This is a genomic window from Streptomyces sp. NPDC044061 (assembly GCF_056434305.1).
In genome coordinates, this window is the sequence record NZ_JBWKFL010000004.1 from 149,034 (window position 1) to 173,201 (window position 24,168).

21 protein-coding genes are annotated in these 24,168 nt (G+C 73.7%); 10 read left to right on the top strand and 11 right to left on the bottom strand.

Annotated features, from left to right (window positions below):
- Positions 1–59: 59 nt before the first annotated feature.
- The 3 genes from AC07CM_RS07905 to AC07CM_RS07915 form a co-directional block, all read right to left on the bottom strand.
- Entirely contained in the window at positions 60–350 is a 291-nt protein-coding gene (locus tag AC07CM_RS07905; protein WP_478875461.1) for a hypothetical protein, read from the bottom strand.
- A gap of 196 nt (positions 351–546) precedes the next feature.
- Positions 547–1,473 carry a hypothetical protein gene (locus tag AC07CM_RS07910; RefSeq protein ID WP_478875462.1) on the bottom strand — a complete coding sequence of 309 codons (927 nt, stop codon included), beginning with the start codon at positions 1,471–1,473 and terminating at the stop codon, positions 547–549.
- A 169-nt stretch (positions 1,474–1,642) separates the two neighbouring features.
- Positions 1,643–1,882 carry a chaplin gene (locus AC07CM_RS07915; protein WP_478875463.1) on the bottom strand — a complete coding sequence of 80 codons (240 nt, stop codon included), beginning with the start codon at positions 1,880–1,882 and terminating at the stop codon, positions 1,643–1,645.
- A 351-nt stretch (positions 1,883–2,233) separates the two neighbouring features.
- Between AC07CM_RS07915 and AC07CM_RS07920 the strand changes: the two genes are divergently transcribed.
- The 8 genes from AC07CM_RS07920 to AC07CM_RS07955 are packed head-to-tail and all read left to right on the top strand — an operon-like array spanning position 2,234 to position 11,637.
- Entirely contained in the window at positions 2,234–3,409 is a 1,176-nt protein-coding gene (locus AC07CM_RS07920; protein ID WP_478875464.1) for a glycosyltransferase family 4 protein, read from the top strand.
- Positions 3,406–4,836: an exopolysaccharide biosynthesis polyprenyl glycosylphosphotransferase gene (locus tag AC07CM_RS07925; RefSeq protein WP_478875465.1), complete on the top strand. Its 1,431-nt coding sequence runs from the start codon at positions 3,406–3,408 to the stop codon at positions 4,834–4,836. Before AC07CM_RS07920 ends, AC07CM_RS07925 begins: the two co-directional genes overlap by 4 nt.
- A 3-nt stretch (positions 4,837–4,839) precedes the next feature.
- Positions 4,840–6,195, top strand: coding sequence for an O-antigen ligase family protein (locus AC07CM_RS07930; protein ID WP_478875466.1), 1,356 nt, complete (start codon positions 4,840–4,842; stop codon positions 6,193–6,195).
- Positions 6,192–7,943 (top strand): lipid II flippase MurJ, encoded by a 1,752-nt coding sequence (locus AC07CM_RS07935; RefSeq protein WP_478875467.1) that lies wholly within the window; start codon positions 6,192–6,194, stop codon positions 7,941–7,943. Before AC07CM_RS07930 ends, AC07CM_RS07935 begins: the two co-directional genes overlap by 4 nt.
- The gene (locus AC07CM_RS07940) at positions 7,927–8,688 is read left to right on the top strand and encodes a polysaccharide deacetylase family protein (protein ID WP_478875468.1); all 762 of its coding nucleotides are present in this window, start codon (positions 7,927–7,929) and stop codon (positions 8,686–8,688) included. Before AC07CM_RS07935 ends, AC07CM_RS07940 begins: the two co-directional genes overlap by 17 nt.
- Positions 8,685–9,842: a glycosyltransferase gene (locus tag AC07CM_RS07945; protein ID WP_478875469.1), complete on the top strand. Its 1,158-nt coding sequence runs from the start codon at positions 8,685–8,687 to the stop codon at positions 9,840–9,842. The genes AC07CM_RS07940 and AC07CM_RS07945 overlap by 4 nt, the downstream gene beginning before the upstream one ends.
- Positions 9,839–10,492 carry a YveK family protein gene (locus tag AC07CM_RS07950; protein WP_478875470.1) on the top strand — a complete coding sequence of 218 codons (654 nt, stop codon included), beginning with the start codon at positions 9,839–9,841 and terminating at the stop codon, positions 10,490–10,492. The genes AC07CM_RS07945 and AC07CM_RS07950 overlap by 4 nt, the downstream gene beginning before the upstream one ends.
- Positions 10,489–11,637 carry a GNAT family N-acetyltransferase gene (locus AC07CM_RS07955; protein WP_478875471.1) on the top strand — a complete coding sequence of 383 codons (1,149 nt, stop codon included), beginning with the start codon at positions 10,489–10,491 and terminating at the stop codon, positions 11,635–11,637. The genes AC07CM_RS07950 and AC07CM_RS07955 overlap by 4 nt, the downstream gene beginning before the upstream one ends.
- Here the strand turns inward: AC07CM_RS07955 and AC07CM_RS07960 are convergent.
- From AC07CM_RS07960 to AC07CM_RS07975, 4 genes are all read right to left on the bottom strand, one after another.
- Positions 11,634–12,707, bottom strand: coding sequence for a glycoside hydrolase family 26 protein (locus AC07CM_RS07960; protein WP_478875472.1), 1,074 nt, complete (start codon positions 12,705–12,707; stop codon positions 11,634–11,636). The two genes, AC07CM_RS07955 and AC07CM_RS07960, sit on opposite strands and share 4 nt — an antisense overlap.
- Before the next feature lie 265 nt (positions 12,708–12,972).
- Positions 12,973–14,106, bottom strand: coding sequence for a chaplin (locus AC07CM_RS07965; protein ID WP_478875473.1), 1,134 nt, complete (start codon positions 14,104–14,106; stop codon positions 12,973–12,975).
- 119 nt (positions 14,107–14,225) lie between these two features.
- Positions 14,226–14,453 carry a chaplin gene (locus AC07CM_RS07970; RefSeq protein WP_478875474.1) on the bottom strand — a complete coding sequence of 76 codons (228 nt, stop codon included), beginning with the start codon at positions 14,451–14,453 and terminating at the stop codon, positions 14,226–14,228.
- 290 nt (positions 14,454–14,743) lie between these two features.
- Positions 14,744–15,145: a rodlin gene (locus tag AC07CM_RS07975; RefSeq protein ID WP_478875475.1), complete on the bottom strand. Its 402-nt coding sequence runs from the start codon at positions 15,143–15,145 to the stop codon at positions 14,744–14,746.
- A gap of 260 nt (positions 15,146–15,405) precedes the next feature.
- On the opposite strand from AC07CM_RS07975, the gene AC07CM_RS07980 reads away from it, so the two are divergent.
- Positions 15,406–15,804: a rodlin gene (locus tag AC07CM_RS07980; RefSeq protein ID WP_478875476.1), complete on the top strand. Its 399-nt coding sequence runs from the start codon at positions 15,406–15,408 to the stop codon at positions 15,802–15,804.
- 237 nt (positions 15,805–16,041) lie between these two features.
- The gene (locus AC07CM_RS07985; RefSeq protein ID WP_478875477.1) at positions 16,042–16,437 is read left to right on the top strand and encodes a rodlin; all 396 of its coding nucleotides are present in this window, start codon (positions 16,042–16,044) and stop codon (positions 16,435–16,437) included.
- A gap of 58 nt (positions 16,438–16,495) precedes the next feature.
- Here AC07CM_RS07985 and AC07CM_RS07990 read toward each other — a convergent pair whose 3' ends face one another.
- From AC07CM_RS07990 to AC07CM_RS08005, 4 genes are all read right to left on the bottom strand, one after another.
- The gene (locus AC07CM_RS07990; RefSeq protein WP_478875478.1) at positions 16,496–18,415 is read right to left on the bottom strand and encodes an AMP-dependent synthetase/ligase; all 1,920 of its coding nucleotides are present in this window, start codon (positions 18,413–18,415) and stop codon (positions 16,496–16,498) included.
- Positions 18,416–18,508: 93 nt separating this feature from the next.
- Positions 18,509–20,029 (bottom strand): vWA domain-containing protein, encoded by a 1,521-nt coding sequence (locus tag AC07CM_RS07995; protein ID WP_478875479.1) that lies wholly within the window; start codon positions 20,027–20,029, stop codon positions 18,509–18,511.
- A 157-nt stretch (positions 20,030–20,186) separates the two neighbouring features.
- A complete protein-coding gene (locus AC07CM_RS08000; protein WP_478875480.1) occupies positions 20,187–21,050 on the bottom strand; it encodes an ABC transporter permease in 864 nt (287 codons plus the stop codon).
- On the bottom strand, positions 21,047–23,698 hold the full coding sequence (locus tag AC07CM_RS08005; RefSeq protein WP_478875481.1) for an alpha/beta fold hydrolase: 2,652 nt from the start codon (positions 23,696–23,698) through the stop codon (positions 21,047–21,049). The genes AC07CM_RS08000 and AC07CM_RS08005 overlap by 4 nt, the downstream gene beginning before the upstream one ends.
- Positions 23,699–24,168 lie beyond the last annotated feature (470 nt).

A 24,168-nucleotide genomic window follows, 5' to 3' on the forward strand; every position in this document is an offset into this window, starting at 1 on the left:
GCCGCGGGCCGGTTCCGCGGTGTGCGGTACCGGCCCTTCCCGGGGTGGAGCCGGGGGTGTCAACGCTGCAGGGGCATGCCGCCGAGCAGCGGGTTGTGCTGGTTCAGGTGGGCGGTGGTGCCCTTGACCGCGCTGAGGACGGAGTCCTTGTTCTCGGTGTCGAGCGCGTCGGACTGGTGCTGCAGCGGCATGACGTCCTTGACGGTCAACGGGCCCTTGGTGAGTGTGTTCACGGCGCCGTTGAGGCTGGTGGGCGTCAGGTCGGCGGTGGTGTGGGCGAACGCGGGCGTGGCGACGCCGGCGAGAGCCACGGTACCGGCAACGACGGCGGCAGCCTTCAGGGACTTCATCGTGTTCCTTTCTTCGGCGACTCAGGTCACCCCAGGGATGTCTGGCGCCGTGCCTAACGACTTCCCCGAGGGCCGGAAACCCCGGACCGAGAAGACATATGAAATTCCCTGCCCTGAACTCCCCGTCCCGCAGAACGCACTCGGCCGTCGTGCCCGGGCGGCACGACGGCTGAGGAGGGGGAAGAAGTCGCGCGGGTCAGCCGGTGGGCAGTGCGGGGGCGGACGGCAGGGTCGTGCCGGGGGTGGTGGGCAGGATGCCGCCGAGGGCCGAGTTGAGCAGGTCGTCCAGGTCGCCCACGACGCCGTCGGCGGCCGACAGCACCTCGTCGAGGTCGGAGGTGACGGCCTTGAGCAGGTTGTCGATCGCGGTCTGCAGCGCGGTGAGGAGATCGTCGGTGGCGTCGCGCGCCACGGGCACCTGACCGGCGACGTCGCTCGTCTCGAGCGAGGTCAGGGCGGGTACGGAGGCCGAGGCGGACCCGCTCGGGACGGCGGAGGCGCTCGGGACGGCGGGCGCGCTGGGAAGGGCGGACCCGCTCGGGACGGCGGAGGCGCTCGGGACGGCGGAGGCGCTCGGGAGGGCGGGCGCGCTGGGAAGGGCGGACCCGCTCGGGACGGCGGCCGTCGTCGGAGTGGCGGCCGTCGACGGGGTGGCGGCCGTCGACGGGGTGGCGGCCGTCGACGGGGTGGCGGCCGTCGACGGGGTGGCGGCGGTGTTGTGCGTGGCCGTGGCGGTGGGCGTGGCCGCGGTGCTCGGCGTGGCGGCGGTGCTCGGTGTCGCCGAGGTGGTGGGCGCGGCCGCCGTGGCCGGGTTCGCCGCGGCCGCCCGTGCGATGGCCTCCCTGGCCGCGTCGCCGAGCGTCCGGGCCTGGTCGGGCGTCAGCCGGCCTTTCTCGAGGGACTGGTCGAGCAGCTCGACGACGGGGTCGAGGACGGAGCCGGTGTCGCGCAGGGACCTGACCTTGGCGAGCAGCGCGTCCGCGCCGGGGACGGGCGAGTGGGCGCTCGCCCGGGTGCGCTCCCGGGCCGAGTCGGCGGCGACGGCGACGGGGCCGGCGATGCCGATCACGAGGGCGGCGCAGAGGGTGGTGGACGCGAGACGCCGCACGGGCAGCACACGCATGGGGGTTCCTTTCGGTGGGGCAGGGGCCTGAACCCACCGTTGAATCCCCTGTGACGTTCCGCAACCGCTCACGAACCGCACGTGAACCATCCGGGGGACACGCGGAACCGGCCGTCCGCCCGCGGTCGAAGCGTGGGCGGACGGCCGGCCGAAGGGTTGCGCCCCGACGTCAGTCGTTGGCGCTGATGTTGCCGAACGCCGGGTTCAGCAGCCCGATGACGTTGACGGTGTCGCCGCTGACGTTGACCGGCACGTGGACGGGGACCTCGACGACGTTGCCCGACACCACGCCCGGCGAGTTGGCGGCGCCGCCGTAGGCGCCGGAGTCGGCGGCGGCCACACCGGCGGCGCCGGCGACGGCTGCGACGGCGGCGGAGGTCAGGACCAGACCCTTCGCGATACGCGACATGGAGAGGTGCTCCTTGGGATCGACACGAACATGCGGGCGGGATGCCCGGCGTTAGGACAACGCGCGGCGGTCCCCGGAGTTGTGCCGCCAATAGGGTGATGCATATCAACGACATCTTCACTGTATCGACAGATTCGACATAATCATCCGGTTTTTCACGTATTGACGTGTGTGGCCGCCGCGCGCGGACCCCCCGCTCCGCGCGCGGCGGTGACCAGCCGGGCTCCCGGCTCGTTTCCCTCCGGGACGCGTCGTGAACCGGCGCGCTCTTCGTCGCCGTGGACGCGCGGGCGTGACGTGCGTACCCGCTGGCAGCCCTGTGCGCTCCCCCACGAACGAGGTAACCCGCGAATGCACCGATCAGCACCTGACTTCCGGCCCCGGGTCCTGCACCTCGCGCAACCCGTCGACGGCGGTGTCGCCCGGGTCGTACAGGACCTCGCGCGGGCGCAGCTGGCGGCCGGTCTGCGGGTCACGGCCGGCTGCCCGGGCGGTGAACTGGCCGTCGGCCTGCGCGAACTGGGCGCCGACGTGCGCGAATGGCGGGCCGGGCGGTCGCCCGGACCAGGGTTGACCGGAGAGGTACGGCGGCTCGCACGGCTGATCGAGGAGGTACGGCCCGAACTGGTGCACGCACACAGCGCCAAGGCGGGGCTCGCCGCCCGGCTCGCCGTGCGCGGGCGCATCCCGACCGTGTACCAGCCGCACGCATGGTCGTTCGAAGCCGTCGGTGGAAGCACCGCCGCGCTCGCGCTGCGCTGGGAGCGCTGGGGGGCGCGATGGGCCGACCGGGTGGTGTGCGTCAGCGAGGCGGAGCGCACGACGGGGATACACGCCGGGGTGCACGCCTCGTACGCCGTCGTCCCCAACGGCATCGACCTCGACCGCTTCTCCCCCGGACCCGCCCATCCCGCCCGCGCCGCCCTGCTGCCGGACCTCGACCCGGCGGCACCGCTCGTCGTCTGCGTCGGACGGCTGTGCCGGCAGAAGGGCCAGGACGTACTGCTGCGGGCCTGGGAGCAGGTCCTGCGGGCGGTGCCGGAGGCCCGGCTGGTGCTGGTCGGCGACGGCCCGGACCGTGCCGCGCTGCGCCGGCGGGCCCACCCCCGTCTTCCCTCCGTCCGGTTCGCCGGCGCCGTCTCCGACACCGTGCCCTGGTACCGGGCCGCCGACCTGGTGGTGCTGCCCTCGCGCTGGGAGGGCATGGCCCTCGCCCCCCTGGAGGCACTGGCCTGCGGGCGGCCCGTGGTGCTCACCGACGTCGACGGCGCCCGCGAGAGCCTGCCGCCCGCGTTCGCATCCCGCTGCCTGGTCCCGCCGGAGGATCCAGCGGCGCTGGCCGGGGCCGTCGCCGCGTTGCTGCCCGACGCACCGCTGCGCGCGGCGCTCGGCACCCGGGGACGCGGGCACGTCCTGTCCACGCACGACGTGCGGCACACCGCCGAGCGGTTCGCGGACCTGTACCGCGAAGTCATCGGCGCCCGGCCGCCCGTGCCCCTCGAGTGCAGGGAGTCCATCCACTCGTGACCGCGGATAGCACCATCCCCTCCCCCGGCGCCCCCGGCGCCCAGCCACGCAACCGCGGACCTTCACCCCTCGCGGTGCTGCCGGCCCCCGCGCCCGGCGGCTTCCGGTTCCCAGTGCGGCGGCTGCCCGCACGGCCCCCCTCGGCCCTTCCACTGCTCGCCGCCGACCTGTTCGCCGCGCTGGTGGGCGCGGTCGCGCTGGACGAGGCCACCCGACGCCCGCCGCTGGTCGCCTTACTGGTGGGCGCGGCGATACTGCTGCGCTCACGCTCGGCGCGGCCGGTGCCGGGAGTGCTCGACGAACTCCCGGCGCTCTGCGGCCGGATCGCGGTCGCCTGGCTCGCCCTCGGCGCACTGCTCGCCGCCCACGAGCCCGGTCGCGCGCTGTCCGCCCGCGCCCTGCTGCTCGGCTGGGCGTGGCACGCGACGGCGGCCTGTGCGGCGCGCGGGGCCGTGCACTGGCAGCGCCGCGTGGCACTGACGCGCCGCCCGCGCACGGCCCTGATCATCGGCCCCGCCGCGACCGCGCAGCGGGTGGCCGCCGCCCTGCTGCGGCACCCGCACTGCGGGGTGCGGCCGGTGGGTGTCGTCGCCGAACACCCGGACGGCAGGGGCGGGCTGCCGGTGCTGGGCACCGGTGAGGAGGTGCAGCGGGTGCTCGTCCGGTACGGGGTTCGGGTCGTGCTCACCGTCGACCCGGCCGTGCGCGCCGAGCGGGGACCGCTGCTGCGGGCGCTGGTGGAGTCCGGCTGCGCCGTGTGGGAGGTGGACGCGGACTGCCCGGCGTTCGAGATGCGCGACCGGCTCGCCGGGTTCTCCGTCCGGCGTCTGTACCTCGCCTCGCGGCGCCGCGACAGCCTCGGCAAGCGGCTGCTGGACGTGGTGGCGTCCGGGATCCTGCTGGTGCTGGTCAGCCCCGTGCTGCTGGTGTGCGCGGCCGTGCTCCGGCTCACCGGCGGACCCGGAGTGGTGTTCCGGCAGGAGCGCATCGGCGAGGGCGGACGCCCCTTCACGCTGCTGAAGTTCCGCACCCACCGCCCGACGGACGAGCACGAGGCGGCGACCCGGTGGAGCGTGGCGGGCGAACCCGAGATGAGCCGCTTCTGCCGCCTCCTGCGGCAGACCTCGCTGGACGAGCTGCTCCAGCTGTGGAACGTCTTCCGCGGCGACATGAGCCTGGTCGGCCCGCGCCCCGAACGACCCTACTTCGTCATGCAGTTCAGCCAGGCCTACCCCGGCTACGCGGCCCGGCACCGCATGCGGGCCGGCATCACGGGCCTCGCCCAGATCAACGGCCTGCGCGGCGACACCTCCATCGAGGACCGGGCCCGCTTCGACAACGCCTACATCGACAACTGGTCGCTGTGGCAGGACATCTGCATCCTGCTGCGCACCGCGGCCGCGCTCGTGCGTTCCACGGGGAGCTGACCGATGAGCCTCGCCCTGCCGCTCCGCCGCCTGAGGCCGTCCCCGGTGCTGCCCGTGGTGGCCGTGATCGCCCTGCTCGCGCTGCCCGACTCCCCCGGCGGCGAGGGCGGCGCCGGCCCGGCCGACGTGGCGTCCGCGCTGGTTGTCGCGCACTGCGCCGTACGGCTGCTGCGCGAGCGGCGGCGCCCCCTGTCCCGTACCGCCGGCGTGGTCCTCGGTCTGCCGGTGGTCGGCCTCGCGCTCGCCGCGATGGGCGCGGTGTCGCCGGCGGCCGGGATCGCCGGCCTCGGCCGCTATCTGCAGATCTTCGTCCTGGTCCCGGCCGCCGTCCTCCTCCTGATCCGCGACCGGCGCGACGCGCGGCTGCTGGCGTGGTCGCTCGTCGGGCTCGCGCTGTGGCAGGGCGCGCTCGGTGTCCAGCAGTACGTCACCGGGACCGGCGCCTCCTACCAGGGCGAGGAGATCCGCGCGGTCGGCACGTTCGGGGCGTCGGACGTGATGGGCATGGCGACCGTGGTGTCGTTCGGGCTGGTGTGCGCGGTCGGGCTGGCGCTCGGCCGTACCTCGGTGCGCGAGCGGTGGATCGCCGCCGTCTGTGCCCTCGCGCTGGTCCTCCCGCTCGCCCTGTCCTTCAGCCGGGGCGCCTGGATCGCCACCGCCGTGACGCTCACCGTCCAGCTCGCGGCGACCGGCCTGCGCCGGGCGCTGACGGTCGGGGCGGCCGCGGTGGCCGCGGGCGTGGTGCTGGTCTGCGGTCTCGGTGTGGGTTCGGCGATGCTGCAGGAGCGGATCGACAGCATCACGCGGGTCACCGACGCTCCCGACCAGTCGGTCACCGACCGGTACACCATGTGGGCCGCGGCCACCGACATGTGGCAGCAGCATCCGCTGACCGGTGTCGGGCTGAAGGCCTTCCCCGAGTACCGCGACGGGCACTCCTCGCTCGCGCTCTCCTCGGGCAGCGACACGGAGGGCGCGGGCGCCGCCTTCCGCAGGCAGCCCCTGCTGTCCCCGCACAACATGTACCTGCTGGTGCTCGGCGAGCAGGGGCTGGTCGGGCTGCTGTGCCTGGCGGGCGGCTGGTCGGCCCTGCTGGTGTGCGTGCTGCGGGGCATCGGCCGGGCCCGCCGCTCGGGCCGGGGCCAGGAGTGCGCGCTGATCGCGTGCGGGCTGCTGGTGTGGCAACTGGTGGACTTCGCCTACGCCGACATCGGCGGTACCTCGACCGTGCTGACCGCGGTGTGCTTCGGGTTCGTGGCGTGGTGGGCGCTGGTCGGCGCCGAGGCGGCGGCCCCCGACGAGCGCGCCGCGTGCGCCGGCGCGTCGGGCAGGGCCGTCGGGAAGGCCGCTGTCCGATGACGGTGACGCCCTCCCCGGGGCCCGGCCCCCGGGCCGGTGAGGCGGGTACGGCACCCGGGCCGGACGGCGGCGACGGCGCGGCGGTGCCCCGGGCCCGGGCCGTCGCGCGCGGCGCACCGGCCCTGCGGGACGGTCCCGAACACGGGCCGCCCACCCGCCGGTTCCTCGCCAGGGCCACCCTGATCACCGTCTCCCTCTCGGTCGCGGGCGCGCTGCTCGGGCTGGTGCGGGACCAGTCGCTGGCGCGGCTGTTCGGGGCCGGCCGGGACACCGACGCCTTCCTGGTCGCGTGGACCGTGCCGGAGTTCGCGGCCACCCTGCTCATCGAGGACGGGCTGGCGTTCGCGCTGATCCCGGCGTTCAGCACGGCGCTGGCCCGGCGCGCCCAGGGTGCGCCCGGCGATCCCGTCCGGTCCCTGGTGGCCGGCACCCTGCCCCGGCTGGCGCCGGCCTTCGCCGTGGTGGGCGCGCTGCTCGCCGTGGCCGCCCCGCGGTTGGTCGGTGCCCTCGCGCCCGGCCTGCCCGACCCGGCGCTCGCCGTGGACTGCACCCAGCTCACCGCGAGCTGTGTGCTCAGCTTCGGGCTCGCCGGGTACTGCAGCGCGGCCCTGCGGGCCCACCGCAGCTTCCTGGCCCCGGCCGCCATCTACGTCGCCTACAACGTCGGCATCGTCACCACGATGTTCGCCCTCGGCGGCCGCTGGGGGGTGCGCTCGGCCGCGTTCGGGGTCACGGTGGGCGGCTGTCTGATGGTGCTCGTCCAACTTCCGCAGCTGCTGTCGCGGTTGCGGAGCCGTCGTACGGCCGAGGCCGGTGCCGGGGCCGTCACCGAGGCGCAACCGGTGAACGCGGCGCTGATGGCGACCGTGCTGCTGTTCGCGCTGTGCCGGCAGTCGCAGGTCCTCGTCGAGCGGTTCCTCGCCTCGAACCTGCCCGCCGGGGCCATCTCGCACCTCAACTACGCGCAGAAGGTCGCGCAGATCCCGATGGCGCTGTCGACGATGCTGTGCGCGGTCACCTTCCCGGTGGTGGCGCGGGCACTCGCCGACGGCGACACCGAGCGGGCCCGGGACCGGGTGGAGCGCGATCTGGTGGTGGCCTCCTCCCTGGTGCTGCTCGGCACCGCGGCCGTCGTCGCCTGCGCCCCGCAGATCATTCAACTGCTGTTCCAGCGGGGCGCGTTCACCGTCCGGGACACCGCGGCGACCGCGTCCGTGATGCGGGTGTACGCGCTCGGGCTGCTCGCCCAGACGCTGACGGGCGTGCTGGTCCGCTCCTACTTCTCGGCGGGCCGCGCCACCTGGTACCCGGTCGCCGCCATGGCCACCGGCATCGCCGTGACCTGCGGGGTCGGCGCCGGGACGGTCGGCTCCTTGGGGGTCACCGGGATCGCCGCCGCCAACGCCACCGGCATCACCGTCACCGCCGGCCTGCTGCTGGCGGGCACGGCGGGCGGGCCGAGGCGGCGCGCCGCCCGCCGCGGCGGCCCCGGCCGGGTGCCCGTCCGTCCCCGGCGCGTGCTGCGCGAGCTGGGCCGGCCGCTGCGGGCAGCCGTGGTGGCCACGGTGGCGGGGGCGCTGGTCGCGAGCCGGCCCGGCGGCCCGCTCGCCGGTCTGGCCGCCGGTGGCGCCACCGTGACCGTCGTGTTCGTCCTGCTCGACCCGACCCTTGGCGCCCAGCTCCGGGCACCCCGACTCCAGTCCGTCCGCACCCTCGTACGAAGGCTCCCGCATGCCCTCCGCCGTTGAGTCCCCCCTCCGCACCCGTACCGGCAGACCGGGCACCGTCCCGTGGATCGCCATGTACCACTCGGTCGGCGACTGCTCCGACGACCCGTACCGGATCACGGTCACGCCCGACCGGCTGGAGCGGCAGCTGCGCTGGCTGCGCGGCCGGGGCCTGAGGGGTGTGTCGGTGGCCGAACTGCTCGCCGCCCGTGCCCGGGGCGAGGGACGGAACCTGGTGGGGCTCAGCTTCGACGACGGCTACGCCGACTTCCTCACCGGCGCGCTGCCGGTGCTCGCCCGCTGGGAGTGCGCGGCCACCCTGTTCGTGCTGCCCGGCCGGTTCGGCGGCGACAACGCGTGGGACCCGCTGGGCCCGCGCAAGCCGCTGCTCACCGCGGCCGCCGTCCGGCAGGCCGCCCGGGCGGGCGTGGAGATCGGCTCGCACGGTCTCACCCACGTCGACCTCACCCGGGCCGACGACACCACCCTCCGGGCCGAGACCGCCGAGAGCCGCGCCCGGCTCCAGGAGCTGACCGGCGCCCCGGTCACCGGCTTCTGCTATCCGTACGGCACGGTCGACGAACGTGCCGTGGACGCCGTGCGGGAGGCCGGTTACGGCTACGCCTGTGCCATCGACCCCGGCGAGCTGACCGGCCCGCACGCCCTGCCCCGCGTGCACATCGGGCAGAACGACACCGCCGTACGCCTGTTGCTGAAGTACCGGCTGCACCGGCTGCGCCGCCGTCCCGTGGACGGTCCGCGGTGAGGGCGCTGCACGTCATCACCGGGCTCGGGGTCGGCGGCGCCGAGCAGCAACTGCGGCTGCTGCTGCGGCATCTGCCGGTGGAGTGCGACGTGGTGACGATGACCAACCCCGGTCCGGTCGCCGTCGGGCTGGCCGCCGACGGGGTCCGGGTGGTCCACCTCGGCATGAGCGGCAACCGCGACCTGGCCGCGCTGCCCCGGCTGGCCCGGATGATCCGGCGCGGCCGCTACGACCTGGTGCACACCCACCTCTACCGGGCCTGTCTGTACGGCAGGATCGCCGCCCGGCTGGCCGGGGTCCGCGCGGTCGTCGCCACCGAACACTCCCTCGGCGACTCGCAGATGGAGGGCCGCCCGCTCACGGCGGGGGTGCGCGCGCTGTACCTGGCCGGCGAACGGCTGGGCCGGTCCACGGTCGCCGTCTCCCCCACGGTCGCCGAGCGGCTGGCCCGCTGGGGCGTGCCCGAGCCGCGCATCGCGGTCGTGCCCAACGGCATCGACCTGGAGAGGTTCCGCTTCGACCCCGTGCGGCGGCTGCGCACGCGTGCCCGGCTCGGGCTGCCCGCCGACGCGTTCGTCATCGGCGGCATCGGCCGGCTCACCCCCGGCAAACGCTTCGACGTCCTGATCCGGGCCCTCGCCCGGCTCCCGGCCGACTGCAGGCTGCTGCTGGTCGGCGGGGGCGGCGCGGAGAGCGCCCTGCGCCGGGCCGCCGAGGAGGCCGCCGTCGCCGGCCGGGTGGTGTTCGCGGGCGAGCGGCCGTACGACTGCGACGGCGGCCCGGACCCGGACCTGCCCGCGCTGGCCTCCGCGATGGACGTGCTCGCCTCGCCCTCCCCGGAGGAGGCCTTCGGCCTCGCCGTCGTCGAGGCGCTCGCGGCCGGACTGCCGGTGCGCTACTCCTCCTGCCCGGCCGTCGAGGACCTGCCGACCGCGGCCGCCCCGAACGCATTGCGCGTCGAGGGCGGCGCCGACGCCTACGCCCACGCGCTCGCCGGGGTGCGCGCCGCCGGCCCCGGCCCGCGCACCGCCCCGGAGGCCGCCCGTCACTACTGCATCGCCCGCAGCGCCGCCCGGCTCATGGACGTGTACGCGGCGGCGCTCGACCGCACCGTCCCCAAGCCCCGACCCTCCAAGGGAGTCAGCTCGCCATGACCGACCATCCCCTCCGCCACCACCGCCCGGCCCGCTTCCCCCGCGCCCGCGCGCTGCCGCCCTGGTCACTGGTGGCCGCCGGCGTCCTCGCGGGCGGGCTGCTGGGCGGCGCGTACGGCGTGCTGAAGCCGCCGACGTACACGGCCACCAGCTACGTCATCGCCGTACCCACCCAGAGCTCCGACACCGCCTCCGCGCTCGGCTTCGCCCAGGCCTACGGCCGGGTCGCCACCCAGCTCGCGGTGCTCGGCGACGCGCAGGCGCGGGCCGGGGTTCCGGTGGACACCCTGCGCGACAGTGTGCGCACCGCCACCTCGCCGGACGCCCCGATGGTCGCCGTCACCGCCACCTCGCCCCGCCCGGCCCGGGCGGCCGACATGGCCAACGCGGTCGCCGACTCCCTGACCCGGCACGCCAACGCCACGAAGGCCGACACCCACGTGGAACTCCTGAAATTCTCCCGGGCGTTGCGGCCGACCGAACCGTCCTCGGCGTCCACCGGGGTGACCGTCCCGGTGGGGGCGAGCGCGGGCGGGCTGCTCGGCGGGCTGGCACTGCTGGTGCGGCCGAGGCGCCGCCCGCCGGAGCCCCTGCGGGCGGCCTCGGTGCCCGGGCCCGCCGTCGCCGCCGACGCGCACGGACAGCTGTGACGACGACCTGCGCGGCGCACCCGGCGTACACCGCCGACCTCGTCACCGACGAGGAGTCCTTCGCCGAGCTGGCCCCGGCCTGGGGACGGCTGTACGGGCGCTGCGCCGCCGCGACCCCGTTCCAGAGCCACGCCTGGCTGCACTCGTGGTGGCGGTCGTACGGCGGACGCGGGCGGCTCAGACTGCTGCTGGTGCGCTCCGGCGAGACGGGCGGCCAGGGCGGTGAACTGGTCGCCGCCGCGCCGCTGATGCTGGTCCGCCGTCCGCTGCCCGCGCTGGTACCGCTGGGCGGGCCGATCTCCGACTACGGGGACGTGCTGCTGGACGACACCGACGACGGGCGCGCGGCCGACGCCCTCGCCGGGGCCCTGTGGGAGGCGGCACGCACGGCGCTGATCGACTTCCGCGAGGTGCGGCCGGGTGGCGCGGTGGAGCAGGTCTACGACCGATGGCCCGGGCCCCGCCGCGAGGTCCGCGACTCGCTCTGCCTGGAGCTGCCCGCCGTGCCCATGGACGAGCTGGTCGCCCGGCTGCCGTCGAGCAAGGCCCAGCGGGTGCGCGCCAAACTGCGCAAGCTGACCGCGCTGGGCGTGGAGCGGCGGGTGGTCGGACCCGAGGGGGTGGACGCGGCACTGCACCGGCTGCTGGAGCTGCACCGGCTGCAGTGGCGGGGACGGAAGGTGACGACCGAGCACCTGCGGCCGCGGTTCGTGGAGCATCTGGTCCGCTCGGTGGCGCCGATGGTCCGCTCCGGGGACGCCGTCGTGACCGAGTTCCGGCTCGATGACGACGTGGTCGCCGTCGACCTGACGCTGCTGTCCCGGAGCCTGGCGGGCGGGTACCTGTACGGCGCCGATCCGCGGCTGCGGGAACGGCGGGCGGACGTGGCCGTGATGCTGCTGGACGCGTGCAGTGAGCACGCGGCGAACGCCGTGCGCGGCGGCGCGGGCGGGCAGGGCGCCCTGAGCCTGCTGCGCGGCGACGAGCCGTACAAGCACCACTGGCGCCCCGAGCCGGTCGTGAACCGGCGGCTGCTGCTGGCCAGGCGGCGCACCGTCCCGCTGCTGTCGGCCGCGCTGTGCGGGGTCACCGCCCGGGAGCGGGGCAAAGTGATCCTGCACCGGTGGAGGCCACCCCAGGGCTAGCCTGCACGCGGCCACCAGTCGAAGGGGAACCCCGGCGCCGGTTGCGGTGCCGGGGACCGCTCGTCGGTGCGGCCGTACAGGGCGGACCGGTAGACCTGGGACGCCTTGGGGTTGTGCGAGCACTGCCACACGCCGTGCGGGCAGTAGTCGGTCAGCGTGTTGTACAGCGGTCGGTGCTCGTCGATCCAGGCGAGCATGCGCCGCATGTACTCGACGTCGTCTCCGTTGCTGAAGAGCCCCCATTCCGGGTAGGAGAGCGGTTTGCCGTGGGCCTTCGCGAAGTCCACCTGCTGCTGCAGGCCGTAGGGCTCCGTCACCTGTTCGTCGAAGGAGCTTCCGGCCGGCTGGTCGTAGGAGTCCATGCCGACGATGTCGACCGTGTCGTCCCCCGGATAGCACTCGGTCCACGGAACGGCGTCCCGGCCGCGGCTGGGTGTGAAGTCGAACCGGAATCCCTGGCCGGGCACCGCCCGCATCGCCTTGACGACCTTGTTCCAGTACGTCTTCCAGGCCTTCGGATCCGGTCCGCAGCGATGGGTGTAGGTGTCGCCGTTCATCTCCCAGCCGAGCACGATGACCGTGTCCGGCACCCGCAGCGCCACCAGCCGCTCGGCCAGGGTGCGGAAGTGCCCGTCGAACTTCCCGGCCGCGCCCTGCCGCAGCAGCGAGCGCACCTGGGCGTCGGTCCGGTCCTCCTCGTCGTGTTCCTGCATGGGCACGTTGAGGACCAGCGTCCGGTCCGTCTTCTGACGCCGCCACTCGGCCCACGCGTCCAGGAAGCCGGGCGCTCCCTCGATGTCGCTCCAGCGGTCGCCGGGCAGATAGGTGTGCGCGACCTTGAGTTCGGTGCCGCCGAGCCATTTGCTCATTTCGGCCATGCTGGCCACCGCGCCCGGCTCGGAGCCGAGGAACGCGCCGAACGGCGGCGGGGGCGACGCGGCGGAGCTGTCGTCGTCCCGGCCCACGTCCGCCGCGGACCCGACACCGGCCGCCAGGGCGACCAGCGCGGCGATCGACGCCGCGGCCACGGCATGCCGCCGAAGCCGAGTCCTGTGCCGTTGTGGAGCCATACCTGCTCCTCCGTTCCCGATACTGACACCCAGTCACGTGGAGACGAGCACCGCCATCACGGCTACGGCTTTCAGGTGGTCCCGACCCCCGCACGGGCGAAGGAAATCCAAGGGCGCGCTGGACTGTGGGCCGGCGCATCGCGGCCGGACGGCGTGGCGAGATGCCACAGGCGGTACGGCGCCGAAGGACGCGGTACGGCGCCACCGCGGACGGCGCCCCTACGGGACGCGGGGTGCCGGGCACTGGGGCCCGGCACCCGGCGCGTCACCGGCCCGAGGCGGTCCGGCCTCGTCGGTACAGAATCGTTCCTGCCGCGATCAGCAGGGCGCTGACGGCCGAGGCCGCGAGCATGGCCCGGGCCTCACCACCGGTGTGCGGAAGGCTGGGCCTTCCCGAGTGGTGGTGGCCACCGTGGTGATGCGGGGGCGTGTAGTCCTCGCCGCCGTACGGAGGCGGAGCCGGACGGTGGTGACCGCCGTACGGAGGGTGTGTCGGGCGGTCGTGACCGCCGTACGGAGGGTGTGTCGGGCGGTCGTGACCGCCGTACGGGGGCGGAGTCGAGTGGTCGTGACCACCGTAGGTAGGCGGAGTCGAGTGGTCGTCACCACCGTAGGTAGGCGGAGTCGAGTGGTCGTGACCACCGTAGGTAGGCGGAGTCGAGTGGTCGTCACCACCGTAGGTAGGCGGAGTCGAGTGGTCGTCACCACCGTAGGTAGGCGGAGTCGAGTGGTCCTCACCACCGTAGGTAGGCGGAGTCGAGTGGTCCTCACCACCGTAGGTAGGCGGGGACGTCTCGTCCTCGCCGCCGTACGGAGGTGGAGGCGAGTGGTCGTCGTCGCCGTACGGGGGCGGAGTCGTGTGATCGTCACCGCCGTACGAGGGCGGAGTCGAGTGGTCGTCACCGCCGTACGGAGGCTCGGACGTGGGGCCACCGTACGGAGGGGCCGTGGCTTGGTCGTCGTCGTGCGAGGGCGGCGCGGTGGGCTCGTCGTCCTGTGAAGGCGGCGCGGTGGGCTCGTCCTCGTACGAAGGCGGCGAAGTGTGATCGTCGCTCTGGCCCTCGGGACCGTAGTGGTCCGAGGAGTCCGAGGAGTCCGAGGAGTCCGAGGAGTCCGAGGAGTCGGAGTCGTCGTCGCCCCCGTCACTCTTCGAAGCGGAGCCGTTGGCACAGGAGTTGCCGAACGCGGGGTTCGGCGCGGAGGCCGCGTCCACGGAGTCGCCGCAGACGTTGGCCGAGATGTTCACCGGGGCCTGGGCCGTGTTGCCGGACACCACGCCGGGCGAACGCTGCGAAGCGCCGAACGCGCCCGAGTCGGCCAGGGCCTGACTGCCGTACAAGGACAGGATGCCCGTCGCGGCGGCGGCCACGACCATGCCCTTGCTGAGGGTCTGTCGCAATCTCTTGTCTTCCTGCTCGAAGAAGTGGAAAAGCCGGCCTCGGGACGAAGAATCCGGGGATCAACGGTCCGAGGCCGGCCAGGACACAGCCGATGGGCTGGTGCGGTGTGTTACGTCTTTCAGCGGTTGGCGCAGGCGTTGCCGAAGGTGGGGTTCAGCGCCCCGATGACGTCCACGGTGTCGCCGCAGGCGCTGACCGGGACGTGGAGCGGGACCTCGACCACGTTGCCGGAGATGACGCCGGGCGAGTTGGCCGCCCCACCGGTGGCACCGGAGTCGGCGAAGGCCGTGGCGGCTCCGCCCAGCGCCAGGATCGCGCCGGCGACGACAGCAGCGCTCTTCTTCATGAAGTTTCCCTTCTCTGCGGTCATGCCCTGTGACGGCCGAAACCGAGCGAGCTCAACTTGAATGGCTCGCACCATGACCGGCAGGTTGTAAAACGAGGGATAGACAGCCGAAGAAACTACGGAACGCGCGCCGTCCCTGAATTCACTCGAACGCCCTCAGAGATTTGACATGTTGGCGGATAGGCGGAGAAACGCTTCTTCGGTGAAAGACAAGAAAGACCGCCCGGGCGGCGGTGGATGTACCGGCACGCCACCCGGGCGGTGTTCCGTCGGCAGGACCAGCGGCTGCCTCAGCCGTTTCCGGCCAGGACGGAGATGTCGTCCAGGACGTGCGACAGCGGCTCGTCGTCCTTGGCCTGCGTGGAGTTCTCCGTGCACTGCTGGGTCTGCGGGGAGGACAGGACCGGGATGTCCTGCGCACCGACATTGGCGATGAGGGCACCCGCGGACTCGGCGTCCGCCTTCACCGGCAGGCCCACGCAGAGCTTGTTGACCGAGCTCTGGACCAGGGAGGCCTGCGGGCTCATCTTGCCCCCGGTCACCTGGTTGCCGAAGGCCTCCTTCGCACCCTGGCCGCTCGACGAGGTGGTGCCGGTGTCGTCGCCGATGGCAAGCGCCTGGGGAGCTGCCGCCGCCGACACGCCTACGCAGGACACGGCGACCGCCACCGCGGCCATTGCCTTCTTCAGCATTTCGCTTCCCTTTCCCTGGCTCCTCGCCGAGACACACGCTCCTGCCCCGCATCAACCGGACCCGCACGGATTGGTTGCGGGGTGTCACCCGATCGGATCGTTCCGAGCGGCGGAATTCCGGGAATTCCAGTACCGCCTCCCCGAAACCCCTCGCCGACGCCATGTGGGCCATCGGAGTGAACGACAGCAACCCTCGGGCGCGGTGGCCAGTTGATCCAGGCGCTCCGGTGGACGGGGTTTCTCCAGAAGGGACTCAGCAAGTGATCAAGAAGGTTCTGGCCTCCGCCGCGGTCGCCGCTTCCGTCGTCGGATTCTCCGCCACCGCTGCGTCGCCGGCCCTGGCCATCGGTGACGACACGGGTACCACCTCGCTGAGCGGCAACGACGCCGTGCAGTCGTTCGGCAACTCGGCCACGTACGGCAACATGAGCCCCCAGCTCGCGCTCATCCAGGGCTCGTTCAACAAGCCCTGCATCGGCCTGCCCGCGAAGCTGGACGCCCAGTCGATCCTGGGCGCGGGCAACATCGGCGTCCAGGACATCCCGGTCCTGTCCTCCCCGCAGACCCAGCAGTGCACGGAGAACTCCACGCAGGCCAAGGGCGACGAGCCGCTCTCGCACATCCTGGACGACATCTCCGCGCTGTCCGGCAACGGCTGAGCCGGAGAACCCCGGGCCTCCTGACGGGCCCGAGCCGACGGGCCGCCGCGTTGTCGCGGCGGCCCGTCGGCGTGTTCCGAACCGCCTCATAACACCTCATCTGATGTCATACGAGACGTTAGTGCATTGATCGGACTTTACTGCTCCGAACGGGGCAAGGGCCGCAACCGCAGTCAGACACCTGCCGTTGATGATCACGCAACTCCCCCCGGAGTCCGCCTCTCGAAGGGAACCAACATGAAGAAGCTGTGGGCAACCGCGGCTGTAGCCGCCTCCGTCGCCGGTCTGGCGGGTTTCGCCGCCCCCCAGGCTCTCGCCCTCGGTGACGACCACGGCACCACCTCGCTGAGTGGCAACGAAGCCCAGCAGTCCTTCGGCAACTCCGTCACGGCCGGCGACCAGAGCCCCCAGCTCTCGCTGGTGCAGGGCTCCCTGAACAAGCCGTGTGTCGGTCTTCCGGCGAAGGTCGACGCCCAGTCGATCCTGGCCCTGGTCAACGTCGGCGTCCAGGACATCCCGGTCCTGTCCTCCCCGCAGACCCAGCAGTGCACGGAGAACTCGACCCAGGCCAAGGGCGACGAGCCGCTCTCGCACGTCCTGGACGACATCTCCGCGCTGTCCGGCAACGGCTGAGCGAGCGCCCCGCGTACGGCGGGTCACCGGTCCCTCCGGTGACCCGCCGTTCCGCTTGCTACCGCCGGTACAGCTCCTCGATCCGTTCGGCGTAGGCAGCGGTCACCGCGTGCCGCTTCACCTTCAGCGACGGGGTCAGCAGCCCGTTCTCCTCGGTGAACTCCCCCTCGACGAGCGCGAAGGCGCGGATCGACTCGGCGCGCGAGACGGCCGCGTTGGCGTGGTCGACCGCCCTCTGCACCTCGGCCCGCAGCCGTTCGTCGCGCACCAGTTCCGAGAGGGGTGTGTCCGGGGGCAGTCCGCGCACCGCCAGCCAGTGGGCGACCACCTCGGGGTCGAGGGTGATCAGGGCGGCGACGAAGGGCCGGTTGTCCCCGACGACCACGCACTGGCCGACCGGCGAGCGGCTGCGCAGCCGGTCCTCCAGGACGGCCGGGGAGACGTTCTTGCCGCCGGAGGTGACGAGGATGTCCTTCTTGCGGCCGGTGATGGTGAGATAGCCGTCCTGGTCCAGGGAGCCGAGGTCGCCGGTGGCGAACCAGTCGTCGGCGAGCACGGCGTCGGTGGCCGCCGGGTTGTTCCAGTACGAGCCGAAGACCACGTCGCCCTTGATCAGCACCTCGCCGTCGTCGGCGATGCGTACGGCCACGCCGGGGATCGGCAGGCCGACCGTGCCCGGGCGGGGACCGAGCGGGGGCACGATGGTGGCCGCCGCGCTGGTCTCGGTCAGGCCGTACCCCTCGTAGACGACGATCCCGGCCGCGTGGAAGAACAGGTTGAGATCGCGGTCCAGCGGGGACCCGCCGCTGATGGCGTAGCGCATGCGGCCGCCCAGCTCCTTGCGGATGCGCCGGTAGACGAGCAGGTCGTACAGGGCCCAGGCGGCGTACAGGCCCGGGCCGGGCCCCTTGCCGGTGCCGAGGAACTTCCGCAGGTGGGCCTCGCCGAAGCGCACGGCGATGCGCTCGGCGCGGTCGAAGGAGGCACCGCGGCCGATCTTCTCGGCGGTGGCCCGCCCGGTGTCGTGGATCTTCTCGAAGAGATACGGCACCCCGACCAGGAAGGTGGGCCTGAACTCCTTGAGCGCGGGCCTGAGTTCGTCGGGTTTGACGCTCGGGAAGTGGCCGGTCTCGATCCGGGCCAGCAGACAGGCGAGTTGCAGGGTGCGGCCGAGGATGTGGGCGAGCGGCAGGAAGAGGAGCGTGGAGGCAGCTTGGCCGGTGACGGCCTGGAAGACCGGGTGCAGCAGCTCGACGGTGTTGGCGGCCTCCGTGTGCAGGTTGGCGTGGGTGAGGACGCAGCCCTTGGGCCTGCCGGTGGTGCCGGAGGTGTAGCAGAGGGTGGCGATGGTGTCGGGGGTCAGGGCGGCGCGCCGCTTGGCCACCTCGTCGTCGGGCAGGTCCCGGCCGAGGGCGGTGAGGTCGGCGAGGGCGTCCGCGTCCAGCTGCCACAGGCGCGGCGGCCGGGGATGGCCCGCGGTGCCGGTGGTGACGGTGGCGGCGTTCGCGGCGGTCTCGGTGACGACGTACCGGGCGCCGGAGTCGCGGACGATCCACTCCACCTGCTCGGCGGAGGAGGTCGGGTAGACGGGCACGGGCTGGCCGCCGGCCGCCCAGATCGCGAAGTCCAGGACGGTCCACTCGTATCGGGTGCGGGACATCACGGCGACCCGGCCGCCCGGTTCGAGGCCGGCGGCGATCAGCCCCTTGGCGACGGCGTTGACCTCGGCGGCGAAGGCGGCTGCCGTGACCGGGTGCCAGGTGCCCTCGGCGCGGCGGCGCAGCAGCACCGCGTCGGGGGTCTCGGCCGTGTGCGTGAACGGCAGGTCGGCCAGGGAGCCGCCGGTGAGCGGCGGTGCCAGGGGCGCCGTGCGCACCTCGCGCACGGTGCCCGTCGCGTCCCTGACGATCTCCACCGAGCCACGGGCCGCCAGGTCGGTGCGCTGCCGTGCCCGCTTCAGATCCCTGCGTACGCCCATGACGGCTCCCGGTCGCGGCTGTACTGACGAACGTACTTACCGGAGAGTCAACTTACTCAGAGGTAAGGAAAGGTCAATGGGGCGTGCGGCGTCTCAGTCCCCGGTGTCCGCACGGCCCGCCTCCCGGATCGCGTCGGCGAGGGCCCGTACGTCCTCGTCCTCGGTGGTGCGGGCCAGCGCGGCCGCCTGCGTGGCGAGCCGGGCGAGGCTCGGGGCTCCGGGGAGGGCGGGACCGTGGTCGGTGCCGGCGCGCAGGGCGTCGGCGAAGTAGGCGGCCACCGCCGTGACCTGGAAGCGGGGGCTCGCCTCCCGGAGGGAGTCCTTCAGGGCGCCGGTCTCCAGGGCGCCGGACTCCTCGTGCGGGGCGCGGGTCGTGGGGTCCAGCCAGCGGACGGTGGCGGTGGCGAGGTGGCCGTCGGCGCCCGGCCTGGTGCGCACCGCGTACAGGGCGGTCACGGTGTGGCCGGGGCCGACCTCGCCGCCGTCGACGTGGTCGTCGCGGAAGTCGTCGTCGGCGACCCTGCGGTCGTCGTAGCCGACGAGGCGGAAGTCGGCGACGGTGTGCGGGTCGAAGGCGACCTGGGCCTTGGCGTCGCGCGCGGTCAGCTCGATGTTCTGCGGGAGTTGCTCGCAGAAGACCTTGCGTGCCTCGGTGGTGTCGGAGACGTAGGCGGTGTGGCCGTCGCCCTTGTCGGCGAGGCGTTCCATGAGGGCGTCACCGTAGTCGCTGCCGACGCCGACCCCGAAGAGGGTGATGCCGTGCTCGCGGCGGGCGGAGTCGATACGGCGCAGGATGGCGTCGGGGCTGGTCTCGCCGTCGTTGGCGAGGGCGTCGGAGACCAGGACGACCCGGTTGGTGGCGCCCTTGCGCAGACCCTCGACCGCGGTGGCGTAGCCGGTCTCGACGCCCGCGCCGAGGTTGGTGGAGGACAGCGCCTCGAGGCCGTCGACGGCGTCGTGAACCTCGCCACGGTGGCCGCCGAGCCGGGTCATCGGCAGGACGGTCTCGGCGTGTTCGCTGAAGGTGACGACGGCCACCGAGTCGTCGTCGCGCAGCCGGTCCGTCATGGTGTCGAGGGACTGTTTGGCGAGGTCGAGGCGGCCGGGTTCGTCCATGGACCCGGAGACGTCGACGACGAAGGTGAGCGCGGCGGGCGGCCGTTGTCCGGTCGCTTCCGCGGTCCGGGTGGCGAGGCCCACGCGGACCAGGGACCAGTCCGGTTCGGCGGTGCGGGCGCCGTCGACGGTGACGGTGAAACCGTTGCCGTCGGGCCTGCGGTAGTCCTGGCGGAAGCTGTTGACGAACTCCTCGGGGCGGACGGTCGACGGGTCGGGGGTGCGGCCGTCGGCGAGGGTGCGGCGGGCGTACGTGTAGGAGGCGGTGTCGACGTCGAGGGCGAAGGTGGAGAGGTGGTTGTCGGACGGGGGCGACTCGAAGCCCTGGTCGCCGCGTGTGTGGCCGGGCGCGGGGGCGGGCAGGCCGCGCTTGTCCGCGCTGTTGCCGTGCTCCCCGGTGCCGCCCGCGCAGGCCGTCAGCAGCAGACCGCCCGCCGCCGTGAGGGCGAGCAGGGTGCCGCGCATTCGTCGTGATCGCTGTGTCCGGTTCCGCTCCATCTCGCGTTCCCCCTGCGTCGGTTGACGTCGGCTTGTGCGACCTCTGCCGACTGTGACGGCGCGGGGCGCCGGAACGTGCGACCCGGGGGGTTGCGGATGGATCTCGAACCGGCCACGCCGACGGCCCGTCGAGACCGGTAGGTGATCCTCCGGTGACCTAGGAGACCACGTCCTTGCGCGCGAAACCCCGGAAGGCCAGGGCGAACAGCACGAGGGCGTACGTTATGGAGATCGCGGTGCCCTGGATCATGCCGGACCACTCGAGGTGCGGCTGGACGGCGTCCGCCCAGGCGAACTGCCAGTGCGCGGGCAGGAAGTCGCGCCAGTGGCCGAGGGCCGTCACGGCGTCCAGGACGTTGCCGACGATGGTGAGGCCGACCGCGCCGCCGACCGCGCCGAGCGGGGCGTCCGTCCTGGTCGACAGCCAGAACGCCAGCCCGGCGGTGACCAGTTGGGACACGAAGATGTACGCCACCACGACCACCAGGCGCTGCGCCGCCGTAACCGGGTCCAGCGCTCCGCCGGTGGGGATCTGCAGCGGACCCCAGCCGTAGGCGGCCGTGCCGGCCGCGAGCGCCACGAGGGGCAGCAGCACCATCGCGGCGAGGCTCAGCCCGAGCCCCACGGCGAGCTTGGACCACAGCAGGCGGGCCCGGGGCACGGGAGCGGCGAGCAGATAGCGCAGCGAGGACCAGCTCGCCTCCGAGGCGACCGTGTCCCCGCAGAACAGGGCGACCGGGATCACCAGCAGGAAGCCCGCCGAGACGAACAGGTTCACCGCGGCGAAGTTGGCGCCGGAGGCGGTGGCCGTGTCCATCAGCGTGACCTGGCCGTTGCGGCCCGACGGGTCGCCGCCGATCGCGAAGGCGACGAGCAGCACGAACGGCAGGGCGGCGAGGATCCCGCCCATGATCAGCGTCCGGCGCCGCTTGAGCTGGCGGACCAGCTCCACGCGCAGCGGCAGGGTGCGGCCCGCGCGGTAGCCGGAGGCGACCTCGACGGGCTCGGTGAGCGTGCTCACGGGGCACCTCCGATCAGGGTGAGGAAGGCGTCTTCCAGGCGCCGGTGGGGGCCGACCGAGGCGACGGGCACCTCCAGGCGCACCAGCTCCACCACCAGCCGCTCGGCCGTGCCGCCGGGCTCGAGGCGGATCAGCAGCCCGTCCTCGGTGCGTACGGCGGAGGCGACGCCGGGCAGGGCGGCCACCTTCTCCACGACCGGCTCCTCCACGGGCGTACCGGTGCCGACGAGCAGGGTGTCGCCGGAGCCCACGATCTCCCGCACCGGACCGGCCTGGACCAGCCGGCCGCGGTCCATCACCACCAGGTGGGTGCAGGACTGCTCGACCTCGGCGAGGAGATGGCTGGAGACGATCACCGTGCGGCCGCCGGCCGCGTAGCGGATCATCACCTCGCGCATCTCGCGGATCTGGGGCGGGTCGAGGCCGTTGGTGGGCTCGTCCAGGATGAGCAGGTCGGGCAGGCCGAGCATGGCCTGGGCGATGGCGAGACGCTGGCGCATGCCCTGGGAGTAGGTGCGCACCGCGCGGGCCAGGGCGTCGCCGAGGCCGGCGATCTCCAGGGCCTCCTCCAGGTGCGCGTCCTCCGGCGGGCGGCCGGTGGCCCGCCAGTACAGCTCCAGGTTCTCCCGGCCGGACAGGTGCGGCAGGAAGCCCGCGCCCTCCACGAAGGCGCCGACCCTCGACAGCACGGGCGCGCCGGGTCGGACGGCGTGGCCGAAGACGCGGATCTCGCCGCCGTCCGGCTTGATGAGACCCATCAGCATGCGCAGGGTGGTGGTCTTGCCGGCGCCGTTGGGCCCGAGCAGTCCCAGCACCTGGCCCTTCTCCACGCGGAAGGAGAGCTCGCGCACCGCGTACCGGTCGGCGGACCGGGCGTACCGCTTGCTGAGGTCGGATATCCGCAGCGGGACGTCGGCGAGTTCCGGGTCGGGCGCGGGGGCGGCCGTGCGGCGGCGGCCGGTGAGCAGCAGGGCGAGCGCGGCGGCGGCTCCGGCCAGCGGCAGCCACCACACCCACGCGGGCAGGGGGGCCGCGGCGGTGGTGACGGCGGGCGCCGTCGGCACGCTCAGGCCTCCCTCGAGGGAGACGGTGTACGTCGCCGGGGCGACCGGTGAGGCGTAGCCGAGGTCGGTGGAGGCGAGGACCAGTCGGAGCCGGTGGCCCTTCTGCACCTCGTGGTCGATCGCCGGGAGGGTGATCGTGACGTCCTTGCCGCTCCTGGCGCCGGTGACCCGGAGGGGTGCGACGAGCTGGGAGGGCAGCACCTGCCGGGTGCCGTCGGGGCCGACGTCGTAGACCTTGCCGAACAGGACGGCGTCCTCGCCGGTGGAGGTGACGTGCGCGGTCACGGTGGGCGAGCCGGTGATCTGCAGATCGCGGGTGAGCGGTGCCGAGTCGAACTTCGCGTACTGGCCGGGGAAGTCGAGGGAGACGCCGACGCCGAGCGCGGAGAGCTGGGCGAGTCCGCCGGAGCCGCCGAGGCCGGGCAGGGCGGAGACGCCGGGCGGGCTGGCCCCGGCCGGGTTGACGAAGTGCTGCCGGCCGCCGTTCAGGGCGACGGTCCGCCGGTGGTCGCGCAGGCCGGGATAGGTGCCGGCGCTCGCGCCGCGCAGCCGGGCGGCGCCGTCGGTGGAGTCGACGCCTCCCGTGCGGGTGATCCGGAAGGCGGGGCCGGTGTCGGCGGACCTGTCGCCCTTGAGGTAACGGTCGAACCAGGCCGTCACCCGGTCCTCCACCCGGCCGCTCTCCAGGTCGCCGCCGTCGTGCCCGCCCGCGATCCAGTCGACGTCCACCGGGGCGCCGTTGGACCGGATCGCCTTCTCGGCCGCGTCGGACTGGGCGAGGGTGAACAGGGAGTCGGTCTGGCCCTGCACCAGCAGCGTGGGCACCTTGATGCGGTCGGCGACGGCGGACGGCGAGCGCTCCTCCAGAAGCGTGCGGGCGGCCGCGTCCGGGGTGCCGGACTCGGCGACCCGGTCGTACATCCGGCACAGGGCGGGTTCGAACCTGGCGCAGCCGCCGCCGGTGTTGAAGAAGACGCCGGCCCACAGCTTCTTGAACACGTCGTTCGGGAACAGGGCGTCGGCGAGGTTCCAGTAGGTGACGGCCGGGGCGATGGCGTCGACGCGGTGGTCGTGTCCGGCGGCGAGCAGGGAGATCGCGCCGCCGTAGGAGCCGCCGGCCACGCCCACGCGCGGGTCGCCGGGCTTGTCGAGGCGAACCCGGGGCTGCTGCGCCAGCCAGTCGATGAGCCGGGAGACGTCGGCCACCTCGTGCTGGGGGTCGTTCAGCCCGATCTTCCCGGTCGAGTGGCCGAAGCCGCGTGCCGACCAGGTCAGCACCGCGTATCCGTCGCGGGCGAGGTTCTCGGCCTGCTGCCGTACGTCGTCCTTGCTGCCGCCGAAGCCGTGCCCCAGCAGGACGGCGGGGCGGCGGCCGGTGGCACCGCCGGTGAAGTACGAGGTGTCGATGCGCGTCCCGTCGGCCATGGTCATGACGCGGTCGCTGCGGTGCACCGGCGACGCGTCGTCGGAGGCGACGGCCGTCCACGTACCGGCGCCGGCGAGCACCACGACGGCGGCCGCGGCGGCCATCAGCCGGCGCGGCCCCTTCAGCAGCCCTCGCAGCGCGGGGACACGAAGATCCATGCCTCAACGGTACGGGCCGCCGCTGACATCCGACGGGGCCCCCGGGCTGAACCGGGGGCCCTCCCAGGGGAGTACGGGCCTGCCCCCGTGTACTTCGGGCGTGGTACGGAGGGCCATGCGGATCCGGAGGGCCACCACCGTCGCCGACGTCGTCGCCGAGCACCTGTTCGACAATCAGGCCCGACCCGAGTGGGCGGAGTGTTTCCTCTCCACGCCTGGCCACCATCTGCTGCCGGCCCACGCGGACGGGGCCGCCGCCGGCTGCGTCAGCGGCGTGCAGACCGTCCACCCCGACACGGGCACCGAGATGTTCCTGTACGAGCCGGCGATGGCGGAGCCGTACCGCCCGCCGCGGGTTCGGGCGGGCGCCGGTGCTGCGGCTCGCGGAGCCGGCCCGGGAGCGGGGGTGCCACGGCATGTGGGTCGGGGCCGACACCGGGAACGACGTCGCCCTCGCCGCCTGTCGGAGT

What these genes read in the sequence shown, in the direction of transcription:
- AC07CM_RS07905 (WP_478875461.1), bottom strand. Translation starts at nt 350, where the DNA reads ATGAAGTCCCTGAAGGCTGCCGCCGTCGTTGCCGGTACCGTGGCTCTC.
- AC07CM_RS07910 (WP_478875462.1), bottom strand. Translation starts at nt 1,473, where the DNA reads ATGCGTGTGCTGCCCGTGCGGCGTCTCGCGTCCACCACCCTCTGCGCC.
- AC07CM_RS07915 (WP_478875463.1), bottom strand. Translation starts at nt 1,882, where the DNA reads ATGTCGCGTATCGCGAAGGGTCTGGTCCTGACCTCCGCCGCCGTCGCA.
- AC07CM_RS07920 (WP_478875464.1), top strand. Translation starts at nt 2,234, where the DNA reads ATGCACCGATCAGCACCTGACTTCCGGCCCCGGGTCCTGCACCTCGCG.
- AC07CM_RS07930 (WP_478875466.1), top strand. Translation starts at nt 4,840, where the DNA reads ATGAGCCTCGCCCTGCCGCTCCGCCGCCTGAGGCCGTCCCCGGTGCTG.
- AC07CM_RS07935 (WP_478875467.1), top strand. Translation starts at nt 6,192, where the DNA reads ATGACGGTGACGCCCTCCCCGGGGCCCGGCCCCCGGGCCGGTGAGGCG.
- AC07CM_RS07940 (WP_478875468.1), top strand. Translation starts at nt 7,927, where the DNA reads ATGCCCTCCGCCGTTGAGTCCCCCCTCCGCACCCGTACCGGCAGACCG.
- AC07CM_RS07950 (WP_478875470.1), top strand. Translation starts at nt 9,839, where the DNA reads ATGACCGACCATCCCCTCCGCCACCACCGCCCGGCCCGCTTCCCCCGC.
- AC07CM_RS07960 (WP_478875472.1), bottom strand. Translation starts at nt 12,707, where the DNA reads ATGGCTCCACAACGGCACAGGACTCGGCTTCGGCGGCATGCCGTGGCC.
- AC07CM_RS07970 (WP_478875474.1), bottom strand. Translation starts at nt 14,453, where the DNA reads ATGAAGAAGAGCGCTGCTGTCGTCGCCGGCGCGATCCTGGCGCTGGGC.
- AC07CM_RS07975 (WP_478875475.1), bottom strand. Translation starts at nt 15,145, where the DNA reads ATGCTGAAGAAGGCAATGGCCGCGGTGGCGGTCGCCGTGTCCTGCGTA.
- AC07CM_RS07985 (WP_478875477.1), top strand. Translation starts at nt 16,042, where the DNA reads ATGAAGAAGCTGTGGGCAACCGCGGCTGTAGCCGCCTCCGTCGCCGGT.
- AC07CM_RS07990 (WP_478875478.1), bottom strand. Translation starts at nt 18,415, where the DNA reads ATGGGCGTACGCAGGGATCTGAAGCGGGCACGGCAGCGCACCGACCTG.
- AC07CM_RS07995 (WP_478875479.1), bottom strand. Translation starts at nt 20,029, where the DNA reads ATGGAGCGGAACCGGACACAGCGATCACGACGAATGCGCGGCACCCTG.
- AC07CM_RS08005 (WP_478875481.1), bottom strand. Translation starts at nt 23,698, where the DNA reads ATGGATCTTCGTGTCCCCGCGCTGCGAGGGCTGCTGAAGGGGCCGCGC.